The sequence below is a fragment of the Cupriavidus sp. SIMBA_020 genome (assembly GCF_046535395.1).
Lineage (GTDB): Bacteria > Pseudomonadota > Gammaproteobacteria > Burkholderiales > Burkholderiaceae > Cupriavidus > Cupriavidus campinensis.
Genome location: NZ_JAWRWU010000007.1, coordinates 297,635 through 319,464, shown reverse-complemented (window position 1 = coordinate 319,464; position 21,830 = coordinate 297,635). Strand labels below are relative to the sequence as shown.

General features: G+C 66.7%; 20 protein-coding genes. 13 read left to right on the top strand and 7 right to left on the bottom strand.

Features of this window, described 5'->3' with window-relative positions:
* Positions 1–17 precede the first annotated feature (17 nt).
* The 3 genes from SB751_RS16415 to SB751_RS16405 all read right to left on the bottom strand — a co-directional run bounded on the left by SB751_RS16415 (position 18) and on the right by SB751_RS16405 (position 4,667).
* Positions 18–2,132, bottom strand: a complete 2,115-nt coding sequence (locus SB751_RS16415) for a TonB-dependent siderophore receptor (RefSeq protein WP_144198873.1) — start codon at positions 2,130–2,132, stop codon at positions 18–20.
* 110 nt (positions 2,133–2,242) lie between these two features.
* Positions 2,243–3,925 (bottom strand): Na/Pi cotransporter family protein, encoded by a 1,683-nt coding sequence (locus tag SB751_RS16410; protein ID WP_144198875.1) that lies wholly within the window; start codon positions 3,923–3,925, stop codon positions 2,243–2,245.
* A 169-nt stretch (positions 3,926–4,094) separates the two neighbouring features.
* Positions 4,095–4,667 (bottom strand): adenine phosphoribosyltransferase, encoded by a 573-nt coding sequence (locus SB751_RS16405; RefSeq protein WP_144198877.1) that lies wholly within the window; start codon positions 4,665–4,667, stop codon positions 4,095–4,097.
* Between the two features lie 135 nt (positions 4,668–4,802).
* On the opposite strand from SB751_RS16405, the gene SB751_RS16400 reads away from it, so the two are divergent.
* Positions 4,803–5,381 carry a DJ-1/PfpI family protein gene (locus SB751_RS16400; RefSeq protein ID WP_144198879.1) on the top strand — a complete coding sequence of 193 codons (579 nt, stop codon included), beginning with the start codon at positions 4,803–4,805 and terminating at the stop codon, positions 5,379–5,381.
* A 76-nt stretch (positions 5,382–5,457) separates the two neighbouring features.
* Positions 5,458–5,841 carry a ribbon-helix-helix domain-containing protein gene (locus tag SB751_RS16395; RefSeq protein ID WP_144198881.1) on the top strand — a complete coding sequence of 128 codons (384 nt, stop codon included), beginning with the start codon at positions 5,458–5,460 and terminating at the stop codon, positions 5,839–5,841.
* Between the two features lie 22 nt (positions 5,842–5,863).
* Here the strand turns inward: SB751_RS16395 and SB751_RS16390 are convergent, their stop codons facing one another.
* Positions 5,864–7,843 (bottom strand): monovalent cation:proton antiporter family protein, encoded by a 1,980-nt coding sequence (locus tag SB751_RS16390; protein WP_144198883.1) that lies wholly within the window; start codon positions 7,841–7,843, stop codon positions 5,864–5,866.
* Between the two features lie 172 nt (positions 7,844–8,015).
* Here SB751_RS16390 and SB751_RS16385 point away from each other — a divergent pair, with 172 nt between their 5' ends.
* From SB751_RS16385 to SB751_RS16335, 11 genes are all read left to right on the top strand, one after another.
* A complete protein-coding gene (locus SB751_RS16385) occupies positions 8,016–8,999 on the top strand; it encodes an SIS domain-containing protein (RefSeq protein WP_144198885.1) in 984 nt (327 codons plus the stop codon).
* Positions 9,000–9,011: 12 nt separating this feature from the next.
* Complete coding sequence (lptC, locus tag SB751_RS16380; RefSeq protein WP_144198887.1) at positions 9,012–9,647, top strand: LPS export ABC transporter periplasmic protein LptC; 636 nt, start codon at positions 9,012–9,014, stop codon at positions 9,645–9,647.
* A 63-nt stretch (positions 9,648–9,710) separates the two neighbouring features.
* Positions 9,711–10,352, top strand: coding sequence for a lipopolysaccharide transport periplasmic protein LptA (lptA, locus tag SB751_RS16375; RefSeq protein WP_144198889.1), 642 nt, complete (start codon positions 9,711–9,713; stop codon positions 10,350–10,352).
* A gap of 39 nt (positions 10,353–10,391) precedes the next feature.
* Complete coding sequence (gene lptB / locus SB751_RS16370; protein ID WP_144198891.1) at positions 10,392–11,192, top strand: LPS export ABC transporter ATP-binding protein; 801 nt, start codon at positions 10,392–10,394, stop codon at positions 11,190–11,192.
* 133 nt (positions 11,193–11,325) lie between these two features.
* On the top strand, positions 11,326–12,807 hold the full coding sequence (locus tag SB751_RS16365; protein WP_144198894.1) for an RNA polymerase factor sigma-54: 1,482 nt from the start codon (positions 11,326–11,328) through the stop codon (positions 12,805–12,807).
* A gap of 50 nt (positions 12,808–12,857) precedes the next feature.
* The gene (gene hpf, locus SB751_RS16360) at positions 12,858–13,211 is read left to right on the top strand and encodes a ribosome hibernation-promoting factor, HPF/YfiA family (protein ID WP_092291692.1); all 354 of its coding nucleotides are present in this window, start codon (positions 12,858–12,860) and stop codon (positions 13,209–13,211) included.
* A 476-nt stretch (positions 13,212–13,687) separates the two neighbouring features.
* Positions 13,688–14,143: a PTS sugar transporter subunit IIA gene (locus SB751_RS16355; protein WP_092291690.1), complete on the top strand. Its 456-nt coding sequence runs from the start codon at positions 13,688–13,690 to the stop codon at positions 14,141–14,143.
* Positions 14,144–14,199: 56 nt separating this feature from the next.
* Positions 14,200–15,171 carry an HPr(Ser) kinase/phosphatase gene (gene hprK / locus SB751_RS16350; RefSeq protein ID WP_008650955.1) on the top strand — a complete coding sequence of 324 codons (972 nt, stop codon included), beginning with the start codon at positions 14,200–14,202 and terminating at the stop codon, positions 15,169–15,171.
* 108 nt (positions 15,172–15,279) lie between these two features.
* Complete coding sequence (locus tag SB751_RS16345) at positions 15,280–15,612, top strand: PsiF family protein (protein WP_144198896.1); 333 nt, start codon at positions 15,280–15,282, stop codon at positions 15,610–15,612.
* Between the two features lie 64 nt (positions 15,613–15,676).
* Positions 15,677–16,576: an RNase adapter RapZ gene (gene rapZ / locus SB751_RS16340; RefSeq protein ID WP_144198898.1), complete on the top strand. Its 900-nt coding sequence runs from the start codon at positions 15,677–15,679 to the stop codon at positions 16,574–16,576.
* A 44-nt stretch (positions 16,577–16,620) separates the two neighbouring features.
* Positions 16,621–17,283, top strand: coding sequence for an LON peptidase substrate-binding domain-containing protein (locus SB751_RS16335; protein WP_144198901.1), 663 nt, complete (start codon positions 16,621–16,623; stop codon positions 17,281–17,283).
* Between the two features lie 26 nt (positions 17,284–17,309).
* On the opposite strand, the gene mutY is transcribed toward SB751_RS16335, so the two are convergent.
* The 3 genes from mutY to mutM all read right to left on the bottom strand — a co-directional run bounded on the left by mutY (position 17,310) and on the right by mutM (position 21,719).
* Positions 17,310–18,479 carry an A/G-specific adenine glycosylase gene (gene mutY / locus SB751_RS16330; RefSeq protein WP_410748226.1) on the bottom strand — a complete coding sequence of 390 codons (1,170 nt, stop codon included), beginning with the start codon at positions 18,477–18,479 and terminating at the stop codon, positions 17,310–17,312.
* A 69-nt stretch (positions 18,480–18,548) separates the two neighbouring features.
* Entirely contained in the window at positions 18,549–20,492 is a 1,944-nt protein-coding gene (locus SB751_RS16325) for a dynamin family protein (RefSeq protein ID WP_144198905.1), read from the bottom strand.
* A gap of 318 nt (positions 20,493–20,810) precedes the next feature.
* Entirely contained in the window at positions 20,811–21,719 is a 909-nt protein-coding gene (mutM, locus tag SB751_RS16320) for a bifunctional DNA-formamidopyrimidine glycosylase/DNA-(apurinic or apyrimidinic site) lyase (RefSeq protein ID WP_144198907.1), read from the bottom strand.
* Positions 21,720–21,830 lie beyond the last annotated feature (111 nt).

The following is a 21,830-nucleotide window of genomic DNA, read 5'->3' as shown; positions in this document are numbered from 1 at the left end:
TCAGGGCCCCCGGGGGCTCAGTAGTTCAGCGTCAGGTTGAACATCGCCACGCGCGGGTTGCCCACCGGGAGCACGTTGTTGTTGAGGCCACCCGCGTAGTAGGCCTTGTCGAACACGTTCTTGACGTTGAACGCCGCGCGCCAGTGATTGGCGATGTAGCCGACGCCGAGGTCCGCCACTGCGTAGCCGGGCACGGTATAGCTGAAGCTGTAGCCGCGCTTGGCGCTCTCGCCGCGCATGCCGGCCCCCACGTACCAGCCGGCCAGCGCGCCGCGGAAGCGGTACTGGCTCCAGACCGAGAAGCTGTGGCGCGGCACGGCGTTGAGCGGCTGGCCGACGTTGGCCGCCGTGGTGTCCTCCGTCACCTCGCTCGCAATATAGGCATACGCGCCGGACAGGCTCAGGCCGTTGCCGAAGTCCTGCGTCACCTCCAGTTCTACCCCGCGCGAGCGCTGCTGGCCCACGGCCACGCTGAAGCCGGTGTTCACTGGATCCGAGCTGAGCACGTTGTTGCGCGTCAACTCGAACAGCGCCAGCGTCACCAGGCCGGCCTGGCCCGGCGTGTCGAACTTCACCCCTGCTTCCACCTGCCGGCCGCGCTCGGGCTGGAACGTCGCGCCGTTCACGTCGGTACCGGCATTTGGCAGGAACGAGGTGGCATAGCTGACGTAGGGGCGCGCCCACGGCGTCAGTTCATACATGACCGCCGCGCTGCCGGTGACGGCGCGGTTGTCGTTGTCGGTACGGGCGGCGGCCACGCGGTCCGTGGTGCTGGTGCGCGCGGTTTCGTAGCGCACGCCGCCGGTCACGATCCAGCGCTGGGCCACGCGGACCTGATCGCGCAGGTAGAAGCCGAGCGCGTGCAGCGTGTCGGTGGCATCGGTGCCGTAGCTGGCCGGGCAGTTGATCGCCGCGCCATAGACCGGGTTGTAGACGTTCAGCGCCGCCACCCGGCAGGTCTTCTGCAGGCGGTCTTCCCGGGTGCGGCGGTAGTCGATGCCGAAGGTGAGCTGGTGTTCGTGCCCGGTGAACCGGAACGTGCGCTGCGCGTTGGTATCCACGCCAAAGGCATCGCCCGAGAAGTCCTGCTGCGTGGCGCCGCGGTTCAGCAACTGGCTGTTGACCGCCATCGTCCCGGCCGTGACGAGGGTGCCGGTCAGGGAGGAGGTCTGGTAGCGCAGGTTCTGGTTCACGGTCCAGCCAGAATCGAAGCGGTGCGTCAGCGCATAGCCGATGCGGTTCTGCTCGCCGTCGTAGGGCTGCGCGCCGGGCTCGCCGATAAAGCGCGAATCCGGCACCACGCCGTTACGGTTGCTGACCAGCGTGCCGTTCACCGGCAGGCCCTGCTGGCGCACGTAGTGGCGCTCGTTGTGGCTGGCCAGGATCGTGAAATCGGTGCGCGTGCCGAAGTCGAGCGTCAGCGACGGCGCAATCCAGCGGTTGCGGTACCAGACGTCGTCGGTCGGATCGTCGCTGTCCATCGCCAGCGCGTTGAGGCGGAACGCGGCCTTGCTGTCCTTCGCCAGCGGCGTGCCCACGTCGGCGGTCACCTGGCGGAAGCCGTAGTTGCCCACGGTCAGGCCGAGTTCGCCGAACAGTTCCGGGCGCGGGCGCTTGCTGACGATATTGACCAGCCCGCCCGGCTGCACGGCGCCGAACAGCACCGAGGCCGGCCCCTTGAGCACTTCCACGCGCTCCGCGCCGAACAGCTCCTGCGCAACGCGGTTGTTGCTGTCGACGAGCAGGCCATCGGCAAAAATCGATTCCGAGGCGCGCTGGCCACGGATCACGAAGTCGTCCCAGCCGCGCCGGCCGTAGACGTTGGTCACGACGCCGGCGGAGTTCTGGAGCGCATCGGAGAGGTTCTGCGCCTGCTGGCTGTCGAGCAGGTCGCGCGTGATGACGGTGATCGACTGCGCGGCATCGGCGGCCGATTCGCCGGACTTGGTGACCCCGGCGGGGCGCCGCGTGGCAAATCCGACATCCACGGCGCCGTCACCCGCCGCGCTGACGGTGACCGAGGGCAACTCGGTCACCGGCTCGGCGGCCTGAGCCGCTTGGAGCGGGAGGGAAAGGGCGGCGGCGGGAACAGCGAAGACAACGAACGGAACAACGGAGCGGCGGGAAGACATCACGACCTATGCAAATGCAGCGGAAGTGACGCATATTAAATGCGAATCGTTCTCGTTTGTTGGATTCCGTGGCGAATGTTTCCTAATTGCTACATTGAGCCGTCAACAGGCTACCGCGCCTGGGCCTCTGGCACGCCGGTCACGCCCGCGGGCGGGTCTTCCTTCATCCGGCTGCGGTTCATCAGCCCGGCCTGCTCCAGCACCGGGTAGGCCGTGGCGCAGAACAGCGAGTTGAGGCGCTTCATTTCGCTGATGACGTCCAGGTGGAGCGAGCTGGTCTCGATGCTCTCCGTCGTCTGCACCGCCACGCGCTGCAAGTGCGTCCGCGCATACTTCCGCTCCAATTCGCGGAAGTTGGCCTTCTCGCCCATCAGCTGCTGGGCGCTGCGGATATCCCCGTTCAGGAACACCGACAAACCCAGGCGCAGGTTCGCCACCAGTCGGCCATGCATCTCGGTGATCTCCTGCATGCCGGCTTCGGAGAACGCCAGGTTATGGGCGATCTTCTTCTCCTTGGCGTCCAGGATCACCCGTTCGATCAGGTCGCCCGCATGTTCGAGGTTGATGGTCAGCGAGATGATCTCGGTCCAGCGCTGGCCATCGTGTTCGTCCAGCGCCTCGGTGCTGATCTGGGTCAGGTAGAGCTTGATGGCCGTGTAGAGGTCGTCCACCTCGTTGTCGATGCGGCAGGTGGCGGTGGCCAGCTTGGCGTCGTTGGTGCGCAGCACGCGCAACATGTTGTCCAGCATCTGCTCGATGCGGTCGCCGATGCGCAGCACCTCGCGCGCGGCGTTGGACAGCGCCAGCGTGGGCGTGGGCAGCGCGGCGGGGTCGAGGTGGCGCGGCGTGACCTGGCTGTCGCCGGTGTTGCGGCCGGGCAGGATGGCCTCGCAGATCCGCGCCAGGGGCGCCGTGGCGCCCAGCAGCAGCACGGCCAGCGCCACGTTGAACAGCAGATGGAAATTGACGATGAGCCGCTGCGGGTCCGTGCTGACCAGCGCCAGCAGTTCCTCGGCCTGGTTCAGCAGCGGCAGCGCGATCACGCACCCGAGCAGCCGCGACAGCAGGTTGCCCAGCGTCACGCGCTTGCCCGGCTGGTTGTTGCCCGAGGTGGTCAGCAGCGCCGAGATCCCGGAGCCCAGGTTGGCGCCAAGCACCAGCGCCAGCGCCACATGGATCGACACCACGCCTGCCGACGCCAGCGCGCCGCAGAACAGCACCACGGCCAGGCTCGAATAGCAGAGGATGGTCAGCACCGCGCCAATCAGCATGTCGAGCGCGGCATCGCCAGTCAGCGTGCTGAACAGCACCTTCACGCCGGCGGCCTGCACCACGGGGCGCGTGGCGATCGAGATCAGTTCCAGCGCGAGGGTGATCAGCCCGAGCCCGATCAGCACCCGACCCACATGCCCGGGCCGGCTGCCCTTCCAGCTCAGGTGGAGAATCACGCCGACGAAGATCAGCAGCGGCGAGAGCCACGACAGGTCCATCGAGAACACCTGCACCATCAGCGCCGTGCCGACGTTGGCGCCGAGCATGATGGCGAGCGCGGGCGCCACGGCAATCAGGCCCTGGCCCACGAACGAACTGACGATGACGGCGGTGGCGTTGCTGCTCTGCACAAGCCCGGTCACGCCGAGCCCGGCCGCGAAGGCCGTGAAGCGGTTCGACACGCTGACCGACAGCACATGGCGCAGATTGGCGCCATACACGCGCAGGATGCCGACCTTGACGATGTTGGTGCCCCAGACCAGGAGCGCCACGCCAGATAGAAGATGGAGAAGTACGCCCATTGCGCGTCCTTATTCCTTCGTGACCGGTGCCGATGTCAACTATCGAGGCTCCGCCCGGTCATCATGTTGTTGTCAAGGGGGCATTATGCGCCGCGCCCCCGGACCCGGCAATGGAGGGGAATGGCGGGGAATGGCGGGAAAAACAACGGCGGGGGGCGGGCCGCAGGGCTCAGTGGCCCTCGAAATTGCAGACCGTGAACAGCGGCAGGCCGCTCTTGTGCAGCAGCTTCGAGCCGCCGAGTTCGGGCAGGTCGACGATCGCCGCGCCCTCCACTACCGTCGCGCCCAGGCGCTCCAGCAGCTTGCGGCCGGCCATCATGGTGCCGCCGGTGGCGATCAGGTCGTCGATCAGCAACACGCGGTCGCCGGGCTTGCAGGCGTCGGCGTGGATCTCCACGGTGGCGCTGCCGTACTCGAGTTCGTACTCCTCGGCCACGGTCTGGAACGGCAGCTTGCCCTTCTTGCGGATCGGCACGAAGCCCAGGTTCAGCTCGTACGCGATGATCGAGCCGAGGATGAAGCCGCGCGCGTCGATGCCGGCCACGAGGTCCAGCTCCTGGTCCATGTAGCGGTGCACGAACACGTCGATCAGCACGCGCAGGGTCTTGGGGTTCTGCAGCAGCGGGGTGATGTCGCGGAACATCACGCCGGGCTGGGGCCAGTCCGGCACGGTGCGGATGCGGTCACGCAGGTAACCGGTGACGTCGCCGAGGTCGGGGGACTGGATGAGGGAATCTGCCATGGGGATTTGCGTCGAAATGGAAATCGCGTGCCGCCTGCGGTAACGGGCTACCACCCGCCCCGCGCAGGGCCGCCGCACAATGGCCCGGCCGGCCTGGACCGGCTCCGGACACCCGTAACCATACAGGAGACTGCAATGGCCAAGAAAATTCTGATGCTGGTTGGCGACTTCGCCGAAGACTACGAAACCATGGTGCCCTTCCAGGCACTTCAGATGGTGGGCCACGTGGTCCACGCGGTCTGCCCGGACAAGAAGGCCGGCGACCACTGCGCCACGGCCATCCACGACTTCGAGGGCGACCAGACCTACACCGAGAAGCGCGGCCACAATTTCACGCTGAACGCGACGTTTGCCGATGTCGACCCGGCTACGTATGACGCCATCGTCATTCCGGGCGGCCGCGCGCCCGAATACCTGCGCCTGAACGACCGCGTGCTGGAAATCGTGCGCCACTTCGCCACGGCGAACAAACCCATCGCGGCGGTCTGCCACGGCGCCCAGCTGCTCGCCGCGGCCGGCGTGCTCGAAGGCCGCACCTGCTCCGCCTACCCGGCCTGCGCGCCCGAAGTGCGGCTGGCGGGCGGCAAGTATGCCGATATTCCGGTCGATCAGGCCCATACCGACGGCAACCTCGTCACCGCGCCGGCGTGGCCGGCCCATCCGGCGTGGCTGGCCCAGTTCCTGACCGTGCTCGGGACCCGGATCACCCAGTAGCCACCCAGTCGACGTACAGTAGAGCCTTCCGAACGCGGCGCCAGCCCCCGGCGCCGCCGTCGCAGGAGGCATGCCGATGTGCGAGATATTCGTCCGGGCCAATCCGGATTCCTACCAGACCCAGTCCCGCTCGCTGCGGCTGCACGGCGTGGCCACCAGCATCCGCCTGGAAAACCTGTTCTGGGAAGTGCTGGAAGAGCTGGCGCAGCGCGACGCGATGACGGTCAACCAGTTGCTGACCCGGCTCCATGACGAACTGGCCGAGCATCGCGGCGAGGCGTCGCTGTCGGCCAATTTCGCGTCATTCCTGCGCGTGTGCTGCTTGCGCTACCTGATGCTGCAGGGCGAGGGGCGGATTCCGGCCGATAGTCACGTGCCGATCCGATCACTTGACGCCCGCGCGGTGCTCGACGGCCTGCCGCCGTCCTGGGGCGCCGAAGGCTCTCCCCTGCATTCCTGAGCCTCTCTCTATATAGAGGCGCTCAGTCCCGCTGCAGCCGTTCCTCGGCAGACTCCAGCGCCTCCGGCGTACCGCGCAGCACCACGATATCGCCCGGTTCCAGCACGGTCTCGGGCTGCGGATCGAACGCGCGGATGCCGCGCCGGCGCACCGCCGTCACCTCCACCCCGATCCGCTCCAGCCCCAGCGCGCCCAGCCGGCGGCCCACGGCCGTGTGCTCGGGGCCGAGCGAGACCGAATGGAGCCGCACGGTGTCGCGCTCGATCATGTCCTCCTCGTCGTCCCGGCCGTGGAAGTAGCCGCGCAGCAGGCTGTAGCGCGCGTCGCGGGCCTGCTGCACGCCGCGCACCACGCGGCGCATCGGCACGCCCAGCAGCACCAGCGCGTGCGAGGCCAGCATCAGGCTGCCCTCGATGATCTCCGGCACCACCTCGGTGGCGCCGGCCTTCTGGAGCGTGTCCAGCTCGGAATCGTCCACGGTCCGCACGATCACGGGCAGCGCGGGCGCCAGCTCCTGCACGTGGTGCAGCACCCGCAGCGCCGACGGCGTGTTGGCATACGTCACAATCAGCGCGGCGGCGCGGTGGATACCGGCGGCGATCAGCGCCTCGCGGCGGCCGGCATCGCCATAGACCACGGTGTCGCCAGCCCCGGCGGCCTCGCGCACGCGGTCCGGGTCGAGGTCCAGCGCCACGTAGTTGATGCCCTCGCGCTCGAGCATATGCGCCAGGTTCTGCCCGCTCCGGCCAAATCCGCAGATGATCGCGTGCTTCTCGGTCTGCAGGCTCTGGGCGGCGATGCGGGTCATGTTGAGCGACTGCATCAGCCATTCGTTGGCGGCAAAGCGCAGCACGATGGCGTCGCTGTACTGGATCAGGAACGGCGCCGCCAGCATCGACAGCAGCATCGAGGCCAGGATGACCTGGATCAGCACCGGATCCACCAGCCCGATCCCGTCGATCTGGTTCAGCAGCACGAAGCCGAACTCGCCCGCCTGCGCCAGCCCCAGACCGGTACGGATGGCCACACCCTGCCGCGAGCCGAACAGCCGCGCCAGCACCGTGATCAGCACCAGCTTGAACAGGATCGGCACGAACAGCAGCCCCAGCACCAGCCAGATGTGCGCAATCACCACGCTGATGTTCAGCAGCATGCCGATGGTGACGAAGAACAGCCCCAGCAGCACGTCGCGGAACGGCTTGATGTCCTCCTCCACCTGGTGCCGGTAGGGCGTTTCCGAGATCAGCATGCCCGCCAAGAACGCGCCGAGCGCCATCGACAGGCCCAGCCGCTCGGTCAGCGCGGCCATGCCGAGCGTGACCAGCAGCAGGTTCAGCATGAACAGTTCCTGCGAGCGCCGCGCCGCCACCACGTGGAACCAGCGGCTCATCAGCCGCTGCCCGACGAAGAAGATCAGGCCGAGGGCCACCACGATCTTGACCGTGGCCAAGCCCAGGGCCGCCGCCAGCTCCCCGGGGTCGCGCGAGAGCGCCGGGATGATGATCAGCAGCGGCACCACGGCCAGATCCTGGAACAGCAGCACGCTGATGATGTTGCGGCCGTGCTCGGCCTCCAGCTCCATGCGCTCGGAAAGCATCTTGGAGACGATGGCCGTCGAGGACATGGCCAGCGCCCCGCCCAGCGCCACCGAGGCCTGCCAGGACAGGCCAGTCCAGGCCGAGAGCGCCCAGCCGGCCGCCACCACGAACCCCATCGTCAGCACCACCTGGGAGCCGCCCAGCCCGAACACGAGCCGTTTCATCGAGCGGAGCTTGCCCAGGTTGAACTCGAGCCCGATCGAGAACATCAGGAAGACCACGCCGAATTCGGCCAGGTACTTGGTCTGGGCGGAATCGCTGGCCAGCGCGAGCGCGTGGGGACCGATCAGGATGCCAACCGCCAGGTAGCCCAGCATGGGTGGCAGTTGCAGCATGCGGAAAGCCACCACGCCGAAAACGGCGGCGGCCAGCAGCACGAGGGTCAGTTCCAGCGGAGAATGCATTCGGCGGGCTTAGGGAAGACTTGGGCAGAATCTGGAACGAGCCGGCCGGGCACGCGCGCCGTCCCGGCATCGGTGCCTAGCCGGGGAAACACGGCAAGCGGCGGTCGCCGGGACCCCGTGGCCAAAAAAGCCGGGCCGGTCGCCATCGCATTCGTTGGTATACTTCGTCGCCATGATAGCCAATTTCGATGCGGAACGAGCACTTAAGCTCGCCCGCCACACCCTCAAGATCGAAGCCGACGCCGTTTCCGCGCTGGCTGACCGACTGACGCCCGCGTTTACCAAGGCGGTCCAGATGATCCTGGGCTGCACCGGACGCGTGGTCGTGTCCGGCATCGGCAAGTCCGGCCACATCGGCCGCAAGGTGGCGGCCACGCTGGCTTCCACGGGCACGCCGTCGTTCTTCGTGCACCCGGCCGAGGCCAGCCACGGCGACCTGGGCATGATCACGCGCGACGACGTGCTGATCGCGTTCTCCAATTCCGGCGAGACGGCCGAGCTGCTGTCGATCGTCCCGATCGTCAAGCGCATCGGCGCCGGGCTGATCTCGGTCACCGGGAACCCGGAATCGAACCTCGCCAAGCTGTCCGACGCCCATCTGGACGGCGCCGTGGCCCAGGAGGCCTGCCCGCTGAACCTGGCCCCGACCGCCAGCACCACGGCGGCGCTGGCGCTGGGCGACGCCCTGGCCGTGGCCGTGCTGGACGCACGCGGCTTTGGCGAGGAAGACTTCGCCCGCTCGCACCCGGGCGGCGCGCTGGGCCGCAAGCTGCTGACCCACGTGCGCGACGTCATGCGCACCGGCAACGGCGTGCCCGAGGTGCGTGAAAACACCCCGCTGGCCCAGGCACTGATGGAAATCACCCGCAAGGGCCTGGCCATGACGGCCGTGGTGGACCCGGACGGCCACGCCATCGGCGTGTTCACCGATGGCGACCTGCGCCGCCTGCTGGAAACCCCGCGCGACTGGCGCACCGTGCCCATCGGCGAGGTCATGCACCGCAACCCCCACGTGGTGAACCAGGACCATCTGGCCGTGGAGGCCGTGCAGATCATGGAGGCGAACCGCATCAACCAGCTGCTGGTGGTGGATGGCGACGGCAAGCTCGTGGGCGCGCTCCACATCCATGACCTGACCCGCGCCAAGGTCATCTGAACGGGGCCGGCGATGCGGGACTTCTTCGGCAGGATCTCCGGTCTGGTCATGCGGCTGCTGCCGTTGCTGCTGATGGCGATGGTGGCCGGCAGCACGTTCTGGCTGGTGCAGATCAACTCGCCCCATGAGGACGAGGCCGCGCAGAACCGCGCCAAGCGCCATGAGGCGGACTACTACATGGACCGCTTCTCGGCCACGGAGCTGGACACCACCGGCGCCACCAAGATGCGCTTCACCGGCGTGAAGATGATCCATTTCGAGGACGACCAGACCTACGAGGTGACCACGCCGGCCATGCGCGCCTACCAGCCGGACCGCCCCCCGGTCACGGTCAACGCGGACCGGGGCGTGATGAACGCCGAGGGCTCCGTGATCGACCTGTACGGCAATGCCTTCCTGGTGCGGCAGCCCGGCGTCGATGTGGCGAAGGACCCGCGCATGACCGCCGCGTCGCAATATTTCCAGTTGCTGGTCAATGACGACATCGTCAAGACCGATAAAGCGGTACAGCTCACGCGCGGGCCGTCGGTGATGACCGCCAACGGGCTGGTCTTCAACAATGTCACCCGCGAAGTACAATTGCTCGGCAACGTACGCGGCACCATCGTCATGAATCCGCCGTCGGGGCAGGCCCGGACCACGCAGTAAGCACAACAACAAGCACGCCAGGCGCCGGCAACGGATCGCCCGTCATTCTCTCAGCTGACCACCATGACCCCATCCCTGACGACGTTGTCCTGTCGCCGCATCGTGCCCGCCCTGGCGGTGGCAATCGCCGCACTTGGCGCGACCCTGGCCCAGCCGGCCCTGGCGGAGCGTGCCGACAAGGACAAGCCGCTGGTGCTGGAGGCCAACAACGCCAGCTACGACGATGTGAAGCAGATCTATACGCTGACCGGCAACGTGGTGCTGACCAAGGGCACGATGGTGCTGAAGTCTGATGCCGCGCAGATCCGCACCGACCCCGAGGGCTACCAGTACGCGGTGGCCACGGCCAACCCGGGCCGCCAGGCGTATATCCGGCAGAAGCGCGACGGCGTGGACGAATACATCGACGGCTGGGGCGACCGCATCGAGTACGACGGCAAGCAGGAAATGTCGAAGCTGATTGGCCATGCCCGTGCGGCGCGGATCGCCGGCGCCAAGACCGTCGACGAGATCCGTGGCGCCGTGATCACCTACGACAGCCGCAACGAGTACTACACGGCCGCGGGCGGCGACAACAACACCTCCACCGGCAATCCGTCCGGCCGCGTGCGCGCCGTGCTCTCGCCGCGCGCGGACCAGGCCAGCGGCGCCGCCGCGCCGCCGCCGCTGGAACTGAAGCCGGCGCCCGCGCCCGGCAAGCCCTGAACCCGGACGCGCCCGCCGCGTCACGCATGCATTGACCTGATGAACGACTCCGCCACGCTCGCCCCGAACGCCGCCGCAGCCCCGTCGGCCGCCCGTACCGACAGCAGCACGCTGGTCGTGCGCCACCTGAAGAAGCGCTACGGATCGCGCACCGTGGTCAAGGACGTCTCGCTGGACGTGAAGAGCGGCGAGGTGGTGGGCCTGCTCGGCCCGAACGGCGCCGGCAAGACCACATCGTTCTACATGATCGTGGGCCTGGTGGCGCTGGACGAGGGCGACATCGTGCTGGACGACCAGCACATCAGCGGCCTGCCGATCCACGAGCGCGCCCGCATGGGCCTGTCCTACCTGCCGCAGGAGGCCTCGGTCTTCCGCAAGCTCAACGTCGAGGAAAACATCCGCGCCGTGCTGGAGCTGCAGATCGAGAACGGCAAGTCGCTGCCGAAGGCGGAGATCGAACGGCGCCTCGATTCGCTGCTGGACGACCTGCAGATCGCCCACCTGCGCAACAACCCGGCGCTCTCGCTCTCCGGCGGCGAGCGCCGCCGCGTGGAAATTGCCCGGGCGCTGGCCTCCGCGCCGCGCTTCATCCTGCTGGATGAGCCATTCGCCGGCGTGGACCCCATCGCCGTGGGCGAAATCCAGCGCATCGTCAGCTTCCTGAAGGCGCGCAATATCGGCGTGCTGATTACGGACCACAACGTGCGCGAGACGCTCGGCATCTGCGACCACGCCTACATCATCAGCGAAGGCACGGTGCTGGCTGCCGGCCAGCCTGAGGAAATCATCGCCAACGAGTCCGTGCGACGCGTCTACCTGGGCGAAAACTTCCGCATGTGACCCATCGGCCGCCGCGCGCGGCCGCGTTTCTCCCGGCCTCCACGGCGACAGCCGGGGTCGATCAGGAAGCCAGAGCGATAGGCGATAGCAATTTCCGTTCCATAGTCGGAAGGATGCGCATAGAATAGGTCGCATGAAACCGTCGCTTCAGCTTCGTCTCTCGCAACATCTGGCATTGACCCCACAGCTGCAACAGTCGATTCGATTGTTGCAGCTCTCGACGCTTGAACTCCAGCAGGAAGTGGAACAGGCGCTCACCGAAAACCCCCTGCTCGAACGCGAAAACGACTGGATCGAAAGCCCGCTGCGGGTGTCCGCCGATGGCTCGGTCAACCTCCAGAGCGCCCCGGCGCCGGCCTCCTCCGAGCCGCAGCCCAACGGCGACGCGCGCAGCGACGGGGCATCCAGCGGCGAGGACGACAACTACAACGACAACGGCAGCGAGGACTACGGCAGCGACTGGAGCCTCGACGACTTTGCCCGCCGCCCGCAGGGCGACGAGGACGAAAAGACGCCGATGCAGCTGCGCGACGCCGAACCCACGCTGCGCGAGCACCTGATGGAGCAGCTGGCCCCGCTGAAGATCTCGGTGCGCGACAAGGGCCTCGCCATCTTTCTGGTCGAGTCGCTCGACGATGACGGCTACCTGAGCGCCTCGCTCGAGGAAATCTGCACCGAACTGCCCGAGGAACTCGAATTCGAGATCGACGAAGTCCACGCGATCCTGACCCTGCTGCAGAGCTTCGACCCGCCCGGCGTGGGCGCGCGCAATGCCGCCGAGTGCCTCAGCCTGCAATTGCGGCGCCTGAAGCACCCGCACCGCGACCTGGCGCTGACCATCGTCAACCATCACCTGGAATTGTTGGCCGTGCGCGACTACACACGGCTAAAGAAAGCGCTCCAGGTGGACGAAATAGCACTGAAGGCGGCTCACGAACTGATTCGCTCGCTGGCGCCGTATCCGGGGCATGCGTTCAACCGTCCCGAGGCCGACTTCGTGGTGCCCGACGTGTTCGTGCGCAAGAGCGGCAGCGGGTGGATCGCGGCGCTCAATCCGGACGTCATGCCACGGCTGCGCATCAACGACATGTATGCGCAGATTCTGCGCGGCGCGAAGGGCGAATCGGGGACGGCGGGCCTGCAGCAGAAGCTTCAGGAGGCGCGGTGGCTTATCAAGAACATCCAGCAACGATTCGACACGATCCTGCGTGTTTCTCAGGCCATTGTCGAACGTCAAAAGAACTTTTTCACGCATGGCGAAATCGCGATGCGCCCCTTGGTTTTGCGGGAAATAGCCGATACACTCGGTTTACATGAGTCGACCATTTCCCGGGTCACCACGAATAAATACATGGCCACGCCCATGGGTACTTTCGAGTTGAAGTACTTCTTTGGGAGCCACGTCTCCACGGAGACTGGCGGCGCGGCCTCTTCCACGGCAATCCGCGCGCTGATCAAGCAACTGATAGGAGCCGAAGACCCCAGGAATCCCCTTTCCGACAGCCGGATCGCCGAACTGCTGGGTGAGCAAGGCTTCGTGGTCGCACGCCGCACGGTGGCCAAATACCGCGAAGCGCTCAAGATCCCCGCAGTGAATCTCCGCAAGACTTTGTAGCCGAGCCGCAACCGCCTGCCTGGTGCGGCTCTTTCAGAAGGAGAAGCGCTATGAACTTCAAGATCAGTGGACACCACCTCGACATCACGCCCCCGCTGCGTGAGTATGTGGAAACGAAACTGGAGCGAATTGTCAGGCATTTCGATCAGGTCATCGGCGTGAGCGTGCTGCTATCGGTGGACAACCACAAGGAGAAGGACCGGCGCCAGTACGCGGAAATCAATCTGCATCTGAAGGGGAAGGACATCTTCGTCGAAGCGCATCATGAAGATCTGTATGCGGCGATCGACTGTCTGGTCGACAAGCTCGACCGCCAGGTCATCCGCTACAAGGACCGCGTACAGGGCCATGATCGCGAGGCGGTGAAGTACCAGATGGCCGCCCAGCAACTGACGCAGCAGTAGACCTGCAGGCAACCGGAAGCAGAGCGGTTGCCAACCCTGCAGAGGACTGAAAAGAAGAGCTCAAGCCGCGCAATCAGCGCGGCTTTTTTGATGCTCGCGCGCCATGGCGGTGACGGTGCGGGCACCTGGAATGTTTCGTTACCTTATTGCCACGCCCGAGGGCGACCCGGGGCCCCCGGGAGCGGTCAAAATGGGAACAAGTGTTCGCAAGCCGCCCGCCACGGTGTATGCTCCGCCATACAAATAACGACAGGACGGCCCCGGGACACCCCGGGTGGGCAAGCCGGCCGGCACGTCGTGGCACCGCCGCGACCCCGGCGCTGCATCGCAAAATCGCGGTGGAGCCCTGCTCTATAATGGCCGGACGCTCCAATGCGGGCGTCCCAGACAAGTTCTCGGTACCCTAGCTTCGCCCCGTATCCGGCGGGACGGCCTTCGCGCCCCGGCCCGCTAACCTGACTTCTCGCGCATCGCCCATGAATCGTTTGGCCAAATTGCTGCCACCCGGCAACATCCATCTCGACGTCACCGTCACCAGCAAGAAGCGGGTCTTCGAGCAAGCCGGGCTCCTGTTCGAGAACAACCATGGCGTGGCCCGCGCTACCGTGACCGATAACCTGTTCGCGCGCGAATCGCTGGGTTCCACGGGCCTGGGCGCCGGCGTGGCCATTCCGCACGGCCGCATCAAGGGCCTCAAGCAGCCGCTGGCCGGCTTCATGCGCCTGGCCGAGCCCATCCCGTTCGAATCGCCGGACGGCAAGCCGGTGTCGCTGTTGATCTTCCTGCTCGTGCCGGAACAGGCCACGCAACAACATCTGGAAATCCTGTCGGAAATCGCCCAGCTGCTCTCGGACCGCGAGATGCGCGAGGGCCTCGCCACGCTACCCACGTCGGAAGCGGTGCATGATCTGCTGACGCAGTGGCATCCCTGACTCCCGCCCCAACGGCCGCCTGAAACGGCCTGTCTGCCCCCGAAAGTCATACGCGCATGGAACTCACCGGCGTCACCTCGCAGTCGATCTTCGACGACAACGCAGCCGACATCAAGCTCTCGTGGGTCGCCGGCCTGGAAGGCGCCGACCGGGCCTTCGACGTGGAATTCGCCCGTGAAGCCACCTCGGCGGCGGACCTCGTCGGCCACTTGAACCTGATCCACCCGAACCGGATCCAGGTGCTCGGCAAGCCGGAAATCCTGTATTACCAGCGGCTCGACGATGAGCCGCGCAAGCGCCAGATGGGCGAGCTGATCCTGCTCGAGCCGCCGTTCCTCGTCGTGGCCGATGGCATGGAGCCGCCGCCGGACCTGGAGCTGCGCTGCACGCGCTCGTCCACGCCGCTGTTCACCACGCCGGTGTCGTCGGCGGCCGTGATCGACCACCTGCGGCTCTACCTGTCACGCATCTCCGCCCCGCGCGTGACGATGCACGGCGTGTTCCTCGACATCCTCGGCATGGGCGTGCTGATCATGGGCGAATCCGGCCTGGGCAAGAGCGAACTGGGCCTGGAACTGATTTCGCGCGGCCATGGCCTGGTGGCCGACGATGCCGTCGATTTCGTGCGACTTGGGCCCGACTTCATCGAGGGCCGCTGCCCACCGCTGCTGCAGAACCTGCTGGAAGTGCGCGGCCTGGGCCTGCTCGACATCAAGACGATCTTCGGCGAGACGGCCGTGCGGCGGAAGATGAAGCTCAAGCTGGTGGTGCAGCTGGTGCGCCGCAACGACGGCGAGTTCGAGCGCCTGCCGCTGGACTCGCAATATCTCGATGTCCTGGGCCTGCCGATCCACATGGTGAAAATCCAGGTTGCGGCCGGCCGCAACCTTGCCGTGCTGGTGGAGGCGGCCGTGCGCAACACGATACTGCGCCTGCGCGGCATCGACACCCTGCGCGATTTCATGGACCGCCAGCGCGCCGCCATGCAGGCGGACGTGGTCTCGCGCGGCCAGGGCCGCCTGCTCTGACGCGGGGGCGCGTCAACGCGCCCCGGCACTCCATCGTTTGTGCTGTAATGGGCATCGAGCCAAAGGATCGGACCCATTCGTAGTGTTTCCACAGCCAAGGAGAGAAGCATGAAGAAGCTGATCGCGATGTGTGTGCTGGTGACCCCGCTGCTTGCCACGGGCGCGTTTGCCCAGAGTGCCTCGGCCCCCGCCGCGGCCGGCGACAAGGCCGCCAACGCCCAACAGGACAAGATGAAGGCCTGCAACGCGCAGGCCACCGGCAAGAAGGGCGACGAACGCAAGGCGTTCATGAGCGACTGCCTCTCCAACAAGCCGGCCGCCGCCGCGGAACCCAAGACCCAGCAGGACAAGATGTCCGCCTGCAGCAAGCAGGGCAAGGGCAAGAAGGGCGACGACTACAAGAAGTTCATGAGCGACTGCCTGTCCAAGCCTGCGGCCTGATCGTCACTTTTTGTGCGCCGGGTGTCATGACGCAGCCATCACCCGGTGCTATCCTTGCAGGGCTATGCGGATCCTCCTCATCACCGGAATCTCCGGCTCCGGCAAGTCTGTCGCCCTCAATGTCCTGGAAGATGCAGGCTACTACTGCGTCGACAACCTCCCGGCACAATTCCTGCCCGAGCTGACCAGCTACCTGGCCGAGCAGGGCTACACCCACCTCGGCGTGGCCACCGACATTCGCAGTCGCGAGTCGCTGGCGCGGCTGCCGGACACCGTGCGCCAGCTCGCCGCCGCCGGCCACCAGGTGCAGGTGCTGTTCCTGACCGCCAACACCGACGCGCTGGTGCAGCGATACTCCGAGACACGCCGCCGTCACCCGCTCTCCGGGCGCGTGGCCGAGGCACCCGCCCTGCCCGGCAGCGCCAATGCCGATGCGGCACCGCACGACACCTCGCTGATCGAAGCCATCGAGATGGAGCGCGAATTGCTGAGCCCGCTGGCCGAATCGGCGCACCGCATCGACACCAGCAACGTCCGTACCAACACGCTGCGCAGCTGGATCAAGGAATTGATCCGGGGCGACAGCCAGCAACTCACCCTGCTGTTTGAATCGTTCGGCTTCAAGCATGGCGTGCCGAGTGACGCGGACATGGTCTTCGACGTCCGCTCGCTGCCCAACCCCTACTACGACCTCGCGCTGCGCCCGCTCACGGGCCGCGACGTGCCGGTAATCGACTTCCTGCAAAGCCAGCCGATGGTGCTGGCGATGGCCGAGGACATCCGCGCCTACGTGGAGAAGTGGCTGCCGAGTTTCATTGCCGATAACCGCAGCTACCTGACCGTGGCGATTGGCTGCACGGGCGGTCAGCACCGCTCGGTGTTTATCGCCGAAAGACTTGCCAACTACTTCCGGGCACATGGTAATGTGCTGGTCAGACACCGCGAGCTTGCCCCGGCAGGCTGACGCGCAACGTCCCTCCCTGGCAGTGGAACCGGAGTCGGCATCGCATGTCGTCACATCCACCAGACACTGGTCATTCGACGCATCCCGCGCCTGATCTGGACGCGCTGCCGCTGTTTCCGCTCCACACGGTACTGTTTCCCGATGGCCGCCTGCCGCTGCGCGTGTTCGAGGCGCGCTATGTGGACATGGTGCGCAACTGCATGCGCGACCGCACGCCGTTCGGCGTCTGCCTGATCGCGAGTGGCAACGAGGTGGCGCAGCCGGACCAGCCCACCGTGCCCGAAGACGTGGGCTGCCTGGCCGATATCGTCGACTGCAATATGGAACAACTGGGCGTGCTGCTGATCGAGGCGCGCGGCCGGCAACGCTTCCAGATCCTTTCCCACAGCACGCGTGATGACGGCCTGATCGTGGCCCGGGTGGCGTTGCTGCCGCCCGACGAGATCGACTGCAAGCTCGAATTGCTCGGCGAATGCCTGTCGGCGCTGCGGCGCATCGTCAGCGCCATCCATGCCGAGCAGGCCGACAAATCGCGCCTGCCCTTCAACGAGCCGTATCTCTGGGACGACCCGAGCTGGGTCGCCAACCGGCTCTGCGAGTTGCTGCCGGTGCCACTCAAAGCCAAGCAGATGCTGATGGCGCTGCCCGATGCCGGCATGCGCATCGAGATCGTCCACCGCTACATGCGCCAGCATCACATCGTCTGACGCCCCTCGCCATTTCCTGAGTTTTCCTAGAACAAGCCGCCGCGCGCCTGATCTTCGAGCAGCCGCCGCACCGGTGCGGGCGTGCCTAGCGCGTCGAGGTCGTCGAGCGACAACCAGCGTCGGCTGACGCCGTCGTCCGCGCCGCTGTGCAGCGCCAGCGCGCCAAGGTCCACCCGCACCGCGCGGATCAACAGGCGGAAGTGTGTGAACACATGCGTCAGCTCGCCGGCCAGCGTCGCGGACGTCGGCACGCCGAATTGCCGGGCGACTTCGCGCGCGGCGTCCTCGGCGGCGTCCGCATCGAAGGGCACCGTGTCGACGGGCATTTCGGGCAGGCTCCACAGGCCGCCCCAAATGCCACTGTCGGGTCGTAGATTGACGAGAACGTCGCGGCCGTGGCGGATGATCAGCATGACCGTGCTGCGCTCGGGAATCGCGGCGCGCGGCTTCGGCGTCGGCAGCGTGCCGGTCAGGCCCTCACGGCGGGCCACGCATTGGTCGGACAGCGGGCAGGCCGCCGCATCGGCCAGGCAGGCCGGCTTGCCACGCGAGCAGATCGTCGCGCCCAGGTCCATCAAGCCTTGCGTGTAGGCCACCATGTCTTCGGCCTGATGCGGGCCGGCGGGCGGCAAGGCGCGCTCGGCCAGCGCCCACATCCGCGTTTCGATGGCCCGCTCGCCCGGATAGCCGGGGATGCCGAACACGCGCGCGAACACGCGTTTCACGTTGCCGTCGAGGATGGGCGAGCGCACGCCGGCGCTGAACGCGGCGATGGCCGCCGCCGTCGAGCGGCCGATGCCGGGCAGCGTGACCAGCACGGCCGGATCGGTCGGGAACACGCCGCCGTGCTCGCCCATGACCGCCTTCGCACAGCGGTGCAGGTTGCGCGCCCGCGAGTAGTAGCCCAGGCCGGCCCAGAGCGCCATGACGGCGTCAGCCGGCGCGGCGGCCAGCGTGGCCACGGTGGGCAGCGCGGTCACAAAGCGCTGGAAGTACTCGATCACCGCCGCCACCTGGGTCTGCTGGAGCATGATCTCGGACAGCCAGATCCGGTACGGGTCGCGCGTGTTCTGCCACGGCAGGTCGTGCCGGCCATGCGTGCGCTGCCACGTCACCACGCGGGCGCCGAAGTCGTCGGGCACGGCAATGTCGGGGCTGGCTGGAAGTGTGGGGGCGGCGGCTGACTTGCGGGGCATTGCGGCGATGGGGAAAAGAAAAGCGCCGCTCGAAGGCGGCGCCACATGATACCGCGATGCGGTGCCCGGTCAGGCCGCGCGCACGCCCTGCTCGACTGGCGGTTCGACGAGAACCTTGGCAAACGCCTCGATCTTGTTGCTGCGCTCGTCCAGGCCGTTGAGCACCTGTTCGAGTTCGGCGATGCGGCTCTCCAGCGTGTCGGTGGCCTCGTGGATGCGTTCGATCGAATCCACCCGGCGGCGCAGTTGCTTCTGATGCTCGCGCACCTGCGCCTCGAGCGGCGTCATCACGGACTTCAGCCAGATCTCGATGTCGCGGTTCAGGTCTCGGAAATTCTCCAGAACCCGGCTCGCCATCGTTGCGAATGCGTTTTGCACCAGCTGCGGCCGCGAGCGGGTGAGCATGTTCACCGTGCCGAAGTGGTTGTTCACCAGTTGCAGCGTTTCCTGCAGCTCCACCGCGTAGCGCGCCGTGACGAACTGCATCGGCGCCGGCAGCGTGAAGCCGTGCTCGGCGTTGAAACGGCGATACATGCTGTCCACCAGCTGATGCAGGCCGGCGATCTTCTGGTCGGCATCGTGGATCAGGCCGGTCAGCTGGCCGAACAGCGCCTCCATGTCCTCGCGCAGGCCGCGCGAGAAGAAGCGCTCCTTCATCTGCTCCCGGGCGTCACGCATGGTGCGGCGCACGTCGCGCAACTGCAGGCTCTTGATGATGTCCGCGCTGTGGCGGCCGAAGACCAGGCGCAACGCCTGGAACTTCGAGATGCTCTGCTCGAATTCCTCTTTCTCGCCCTGCACGCGCAGCAGCATGTGCTTGACCATCGCGTGGTTCTTGCCGCGCAGGCCGCGCAGCTCGAACAATTGCTCGACGATGTCCCGGCGGCGGCTTTGCAGCAACTGCTGGGCACCGCGCGACATGTCCTGCACCAGGCGCTGCACCTGATCGGACACGATTTCGCGCCGCTGCGGAATCAGCTGGTCGGACAGCACGTGCTCGAACTGCGGCAGGTTGCTGCGCACCAGCATCGGCTGGTCGTGGGTGACCTTGGCGACCAGGCCCTTCTGCGCCGAGACCGGGTAGACGCGGCGCTCCTCGATGCCGAGGATCTGGGCCGTCGAGCGGACCTGCCGCGAAATCTCGCTGGCGATCTCCGGGGACGACTTGAGCGGGTCCCAGAGCCCGTCGATCTTGTTCAGCACGGCCAGGCAGCCCCGGCGATGGCCGGCGCCCACGTGGCTGCGCCACAGTTCGAGGTCGCTCTTGGTCACGCCGGCGTCGGCGGCCAGCACGAAGACCACCACGTGCGCATCGGGGATCAGCCGCAGCGTCAGCTCCGGCTCGGTACCGATCGCGTTCAGGCCCGGCGTGTCGAGGATGACCAGGCCCTGGCGCAGCAGCGGGTGCGGGAAGTTGATCACCGCATGGCGCCAGCGCGAGATCTCGACCATGCCATCGGCATCGACCGACCACGCGGCGTCCGGGTCGTTCTCGTTATAGAGGCCGAGCGACTCGGCCACGGCCGGCGTCACGCGCGTGGTTTCCACCACGTGCTGGAACGCGGCCAGCATGCCCTCGGGCGACGACGGGTCCAGCGGCACCGTGGTCCAGTGCGAGTTGGACGCGCCGGGCTCCATGAAATCGGCCGTGGAGGCGTCGTGCAGGCGCGTCTCGATCGGCAGCAGGCGGATGCACGGCTGCTCGTTCTCGTCGTAGCGCAGTTCGGTCGGACACATCGTGGTCCGGCCCGCCGACGACGGCAGGATGCGCCGGCCGTAGTCGGCAAAGAAAATGGCGTTGATCAGCTCGCTCTTGCCGCGCGAGAACTCGGCGATGAACGCCACCTTGAGGCGGTCGCTCTTGAGAACGTTCTGAATGCGCTGGACGCGGTCATCCGCGGTGGCGTCATAAAGGTCGTACTGTTGCAGCCACGACTGGAATTCGGCGAGAGACTTGAGGACCCCGGTTCTCCAGGCGCCATATTGTTCGAATTGATGGGCGAGGCTCGTCATGGAGTTGTGCGCGTTCGCTGTTTCGGCTCGGATTTATTGGTTCGAACTCGTACGACCCGCCTCGCGCAAGGCTACCCGTTGACCCTCGGACCCCGCCACGAGACGCGCGCCGGATCAATGCCACATTGGTGGGAGATTCGGCGCTTTTTGTAACTTTTTATGTCTGCGCACACGATACATGGTTTGTGTCGGATTTTGTGGAATTCGCGCCCCTTGCGCGCGCCGCCGTCACAGAGTGTTGCGCGGAGCCATCGGCATTGCCGGACGACAATGTATGGACATTGGATCGTCACGCTCGCCACGCCGCCGAAACGCCCGTCAGTGCTGGCAATGCGGGCAGTAGAAGGTAGAGCGCTGGCCCTGCACGATCTGGCGGATCGGGGTGCCGCAAACGCGACATGGCTCGCCGGCCCGGTCGTAGACGAAGCAGTCCAGCTGGAAGTAGCCGCTGCTGCCGTCGCTGCCGACGAAGTCGCGCAGCGTGCTGCCGCCCCGGGCGATGGCCTCGGCCAGTGTCTCGCGCACGGCCACGGCCAGCTTGTCGCAGCGGGCGGCACTGAGCCGGCCCGCCGCCGTGGTCGGCCGGATGCCGGCCCTGAACAGGCTCTCCGAACAATAGATATTGCCCACGCCCACCACGATCTCGCCGGCCAGCAGCGCGGTCTTGATCGCCACGGACCGGCCCCGCGTATGGCGATGGAGCCAGGCGCCGTCGAAGCGCGGATCGAACGGCTCGAGGCCAAGTTTGCGCAGCAGCGGATGTTCTCCGAGGGTGGCCTCGGGCAGGGGGCTCCAGATGATCGCCCCGAAACGGCGGGGATCGCGGAAGCGCAGGACCACCGGGGAGGCGCCGGGGGGGTTGTCGGGCGCAGCCAGGACCAGGTCGAGGTGATCGTGCGTGCCCGGGGGTGGTGCATCGGGATAGACCCGCAGCGTGCCGGTCATGCCGAGGTGAATCAGCAGCCAGCCGATGGCGCTGTCGTCCTCCAGTCCTTCCATGCCCTCTGCGCCACATCCGGTGCCGGCCGCCGGCAGGCATTCGAGCAGCAAGTACTTGCCACGCCGCTCGATGCGCCCGATCACGCGCCCGGCCAGCCGCGCCTCCAGTTCCGGCTCCACCGGCCAGCGCAGGCCGCGGTGACGCACCGTCACGTCGACAATACGCCGCCCCACCACGTGCGGCAGCAGTCCGCGCCGCGTGACTTCCACTTCCGGCAATTCCGGCATCGCCCCAAAACCTCCTTCGCGTCTTCCTTTGGCCTTCGCATCAGAACCTCTTGCCCGGTTCGGCGCTCCAATCTCGCAAGAACCGGTGGCGCGCGCAGCGCGCTGTGCGGG